This is a genomic window from Pseudonocardia sp. SID8383, assembly GCF_009864975.1.
GTDB lineage: Bacteria > Actinomycetota > Actinomycetes > Mycobacteriales > Pseudonocardiaceae > Pseudonocardia > Pseudonocardia alni.
The window spans coordinates 1-4,994 of sequence record NZ_WWFY01001027.1 but is presented as its reverse complement, the minus strand read 5'-3'; the positions used below and the strand labels follow the sequence as shown (position 1 = coordinate 4,994).

Sequence of the window (4,994 nt, the reverse complement as noted above, 5' to 3'; positions counted from 1 at the left end):
CAGCGCGCCGACCCAGCCGGGCAGCGTCTCGCCGCGGGAGACCTGGTCGTCCTGGCGGAACGCCCGCGCCGGCGCGATCTGCGGGCCCGCCAGCGAGAACTGCGGCGGCATGCAGTCCAGCCGCCCCCACCGGTGCAGCGCGGCCGGGTCGTCCGGGGCGGCGAAGCCGAGCTCGTCGCGACGCTCCGCCAGCGCGTCGGCCACGACGTCCGGCGAGAGGACGTTGCCCGCACCCGACGGCGCCGCCACGCACGGCACCCCCAGGTGCTCGGCCACCAGGAACCCCGCGGTCTCGCCGCCGTCGCGCAGCACCAGGTCCGGCGTCCCGTGCGACTCCACCAGCCCGAGCAGCGCCCGGGCCGAGCCCGTCACCTGCGGACCGGCGAACAGGGTGGGCAGGAGCGCCGTCGTCACCTCGGTCGCGGTCAGCGTCGCCAGCGCGGCGGGACCACCGAGCCGGGCGACGGCCGGGCCGAGGTGCTCGGCGGAATCGGCCATCGTCGCGAACACCGGCTCGACGACGACCGGCGCACCGTCGAACACCCCCGCGACGTCGGGCGGGCACGCCACCACGACCCGGTGGCCCGCGTCGCCCAGCGCGCGGGCGAAGGGGAGCACGGCCCGGCCGTGCGAGGGGGAACCGGTGACACTGCAGAGGACGAGCACCCGATCATGATCGACCCGATCGTTGCGGTAAGCAAATGATCAGGTGCGGGTCCAGCGGCCCAGCACCATCAGCGTCCGGGTCCCGGTGACCGTGCCGTTGCGCCGCAGCCGGTCGATCACCTCCTGCAGGTGCGCGAGATCGCGGACCCGGACCTGCACCAGGGCGTCGAGGTCACCGGCCAGGGTGTAGACCGCCTGCACCTCCGGCTGGCGCGACGCCGAGTCGACGATCTCCGAGACGCTCGCGGTGCCGGCATAGCGGATCTCGCTGAACGCCTCGACCGGCCAGCCCAGTCTGGCGTGGTCGACCTGCACGGTGAACCCGGTGATCACCCCGGACTCACGCATCCGGTCGACCCGGCGCTTGGTCGCGGCGGTGGACAGCCCGACCCGCTCGGCCATGTCGGCGTAGGTGCGGCGTGCGTCCTCGTGCAGCAACCGCAGGATCGCGTGGTCCAGGTCGTCGACCTCGGGCTCGGGCACGGCACCTCCAGCGCAACGGATCCACGTTCTCGTGGATCGTCGACGGTATCTGTTGCGTATCCGCGGCGATCACCACCGCAGGCATTGTGTCGGGGCCGTCGTCGCGCTGTCCTGGTGCGGACGCGCCGCCCGACTCGCCGAGGAGCCGAGAATGACCGTGCTGGACGACAAGTACCTCGCCGCCCACGGTCGGGCCCCGATGAGCGGGATCCAGGCGCTGGTCCGCCTCGTGCTCGAGCAGGCCCGCCTCGACACCGCCCGCGGGTTCGACACCGCCTCGTTCGTCTCCGGCTACCAGGGCTCCCCGCTCGGCACCTTCGACGCCGAGCTCGGGCGCGCCCGTGCCCACCTCGACGCCGAGCGCGTGGTGTTTCGGCCCGGGCTCAACGAGGAGCTCGCCGCCACCGCCGTCGTGGGCACCCAGCTGCTCGACGCCGTCCCCGGCCGCCGCCACGAGGGCGTCGTCGGCTGGTGGTACGGCAAGAACCCCGGCCTCGACCGGGCCGCCGACGCGATCCGGCACGGCAGCCTGGCCGGCACCGCCCGGCTCGGCGGCGCCGTCGCCATCATCGGGGACGACCCGTCCTGCAAGTCCTCCACCGTGCCCAGCTCCTGCGAGCCGATGGCGCAGTCACTGGCGATGCCGCTGCTCGCGCCCGGCTCGGTGTCCGAGGTGATCGAGTTCGGGCTGCACGCCGTGGCGCTGTCCCGGGCCACCGGCCTCTGGACCGGCCTGAAGATCATCGCCGACGTCGCCGACGCGTCCTGCACCGTCGACCTCGGCGCGCTGCGCCCGGAACTGGTCGGCGTCCCCGCCCCGCCCGCCACCGACCGCGCGCAGTCCGGCCCGCTCGTCGGGCCCGCCGCCGTCGAGGCCGAGCACGACCAGCTGACCCGCAGGCTCGACCTGGCCCGCCAGTACGCCCGCGAGACCGGGCTCAACCGCGTCACCTTCACCTCCCGCGACCCGCACCTCGCCGTGCTCGCCTCGGGGACCGGCTACGCCACCGTGCTGCGGGCGTGCGAGGACCTGGGCCTGGGCGAGGCCGAGCTCGACGCGCTCGGCGTACGCCTGATCCGCCTCGCCATGCCGTTCCCGGTCGACGCCGACGCGCTCGCCGGGCTCGTCGCGGGCTGCGCGGAGGTGCTCGTCGTCGAGGACAAGGTGCCGTTCCTGGAGGGCCACCTGCGCGACGCGCTCTACGGGCGCGACCACCGGCCCACGGTCACCGGCCGTCGCGACGAGCGCGGCCGTCCGCTGCTGTCCGCCCGCGGCCAGCTCGGCGCCGAGGACGTCGCCCGTGCCCTCGCCGCCCGGCTCACCGCCGCCGGGCGGATCCTCCCCGCCGCGGCGACCGCGCACCTGGAGCGCCTCGCACCGCCCAGGCCGTCGCGGATCGGGCTGGACCTGCTCGGGAACCGGACGCCGTACTTCTGCTCCGGCTGCCCGCACAACACCTCCACCCGCACCGGCGACGACACGCTCGTCGGGGTCGGGATCGGCTGCCACGCGATGATCGCCCTCGACGGCGAGCACCGCGGCCACCAGATCGGGCTGACCCAGATGGGCGGCGAAGGGGCCCAGTGGATCGGCCTGGCCCCGTTCACCGACGACCGCACCCTCGTCCAGAACCTCGGCGACGGCACCTTCCACCACTCCGGCTCGCTCGCGATCCGCGCCGCCGTCGCCGCCGGGGTCACCATGACCTACAAGCTGCTCTACAACGACGCCGTCGCCATGACCGGCGGGCAGCGCGCCGAGGGCCGGATGAACGTCCCCGACATTACGCGCTCGCTCGCCCTCGAGGGCGTGCGCCGGATCGTCGTCACCACCGACAGCCCGCGGGACTACCGCGGCATCGCCCTCGACCCGATCGCGAGCGTGCGTCACCGCGACGAGCTCTCCGCGGTCGAGGAGGAGCTGAAGGCCCTCGACGGCGTCACCGTCCTGATCCACGACGACCGCTGCGCCGCCGAGGAGCGCCGCCTGCGCAAGCGCGGGAAGCTGCCGGCCCCGGCCGAGAAGGTGCTGATCAACGAGCGGGTCTGCGAGGGCTGCGGTGACTGCGGCGAGGCGTCCACCTGCCTGTCGGTACTGCCGGTGGAGACCGAGTTCGGTCGCAGGACCGCCATCCACCAGGCGTCCTGCAACACCGACTACTCCTGCCTCAAGGGCGACTGCCCGTCGTTCCTCACCGTGGTGCCCGGCACCCGGCCCCGCCGGGAGATTCCGGCGCTGCCGGTCACGCTCGTCGACCCCGAGCCGCGGGTCGACCCGGACGCGACCCTGATCCGCATGCCCGGCATCGGCGGCACCGGCGTCGTCACCGCCTCGGCGATCCTGCAGATGGCCGCCCACCTCGACGGGCTCTTCGCCGCCGGGCTGGAGCAGGTCGGGCTCGCGCAGAAGGGCGGCCCGGTCGTCTCCGACGTCCGGATCTCCAAGCAGCCCCACCACGGGATCCTGCGCGCCTCCCGCGGCACCGCGGACGTGCTGATCGGCATGGACCTCGTCGGCGCCGCCTCCGACGCGACACTCGCGGTCGCCCGGCCCGGACACACCGTCGCCGTCGTCAACACCTCGCTCGTGCCGACCGCGGCCATGGTCACCGGCCGGGTCGTGCTGCCCGGCTCCACCGACGACGCCGTCGAGCGGATCGGCGCGGTCACCCGGGACCTGCTCGCCGTCGACGCCCAGACGCTGTCCGAGGCGCTGTTCGACGACCACCTCCCGACCAACATGCTGCTGCTCGGTGCCGCCTACCAGCACGGGGTGCTCCCGGTGTCGGCCGACGCGCTGGAGGAGGCGATCCGGGTCAACGGCGCGGCCGTGGAGACCACGCTGACGGCGTTCCGCTGGGGCCGGGCCGCCGCGATCGACGCCGCCGCCGTGCGCAGCGCGCTCGTCACGCCGCAGCCGGCCCCGGTCGCCGTCGACGAGGCGTCCGCGGCGCTGGCCCGCTCGGTCGCCGCGGGCACCGGGTTCGCCGACCTGCTCGCCACCCGGATCGCCGACCTCACCGGCTACCAGGACGCCGCCTACGCCCACCGCTACGCCGAGGAGGTCCGCCGGGTCGCGGCCATCGCCGCCGCCCGGGCCGGGGACACGGCCGGGGAGCGCGTCGGCGCCGCCTACGCCCGCGGCCTGCACCGGCTCATGGCCTACAAGGACGAGTACGAGGTCGCCCGGCTGCACCTGGACCCGGTGGAGACCGCCCGCCGCGACGCCGCGTTCGGGCCCGACGCCCGGGTGTCGGTGATGCTGCACCCGCCGGTGCTGCGCGCGCTGGGGATGAACCGCAAGATCGCCCTCGACGGACGGCTGGCCGCACCCGCGTTCCGGGCACTGCGCGCGGCCCGGAGGCTGCGTGGCACCCCGCTGGACGTGTTCGGCCGGGCCGGGGTCCGCCGCGTGGAGCGTGAGCTGGTGGGGGAGTACCAGACGCTGGTCCGCGCGGCGCTCGACCACCTGGCGCCCGACACCGTCGAGGCGGTGGTCGAGGTCGCCGGGACCGCGGAGCTGGTGCGCGGCTACGAGGACGTCAAGCTGGGCAATGTCGAGCGGTTCCGCGAGCAGGCCCGGGCCGCGCTCGATGCCCTGACCGGCTGACTCTCAGCGACTCGCGCGGGCAGGTCTCAGGTGCCCCTCAGCGTTGCGACGCACAATCGTCGCCGTGGGGGAGCGCGCGACGGCACGGCAGTGGTTCGACCGGATCCCGGGGGCGGCCCGCCTCCGGCGTCACGCCCGGGGTGGGCACGGGAGTACCTGGGAGCGGGGCCGTCGCCGGGGCGGGGCGTCCGCGGCCGCGGGACGGCCGTGGCGCGCCCGGGTCGACGGCCGGACC

The 4,994-nt window shown here is 75.2% G+C and carries 2 protein-coding genes and 1 pseudogene; 1 reads left to right on the top strand and 2 read right to left on the bottom strand.

What is annotated here, in order from left to right; all coding sequences use genetic code 11:
- Window positions 1–666, bottom strand: a pseudogene (locus GTW08_RS24735) (glycosyltransferase); the annotation flags it as partial.
- A 39-nt stretch (window positions 667–705) separates the two neighbouring features.
- The gene (locus GTW08_RS24730; RefSeq protein ID WP_073576942.1) at window positions 706–1,149 is read right to left on the bottom strand and encodes an Lrp/AsnC family transcriptional regulator; all 444 of its coding nucleotides are present in this window, start codon (window positions 1,147–1,149) and stop codon (window positions 706–708) included.
- Window positions 1,150–1,300: 151 nt separating this feature from the next.
- Here GTW08_RS24730 and GTW08_RS24725 point away from each other — a divergent pair, with 151 nt between their 5' ends.
- Window positions 1,301–4,759: an indolepyruvate ferredoxin oxidoreductase family protein gene (locus GTW08_RS24725; protein WP_161152607.1), complete on the top strand. Its 3,459-nt coding sequence runs from the start codon at window positions 1,301–1,303 to the stop codon at window positions 4,757–4,759.
- Window positions 4,760–4,994: the final 235 nt, after the last annotated feature.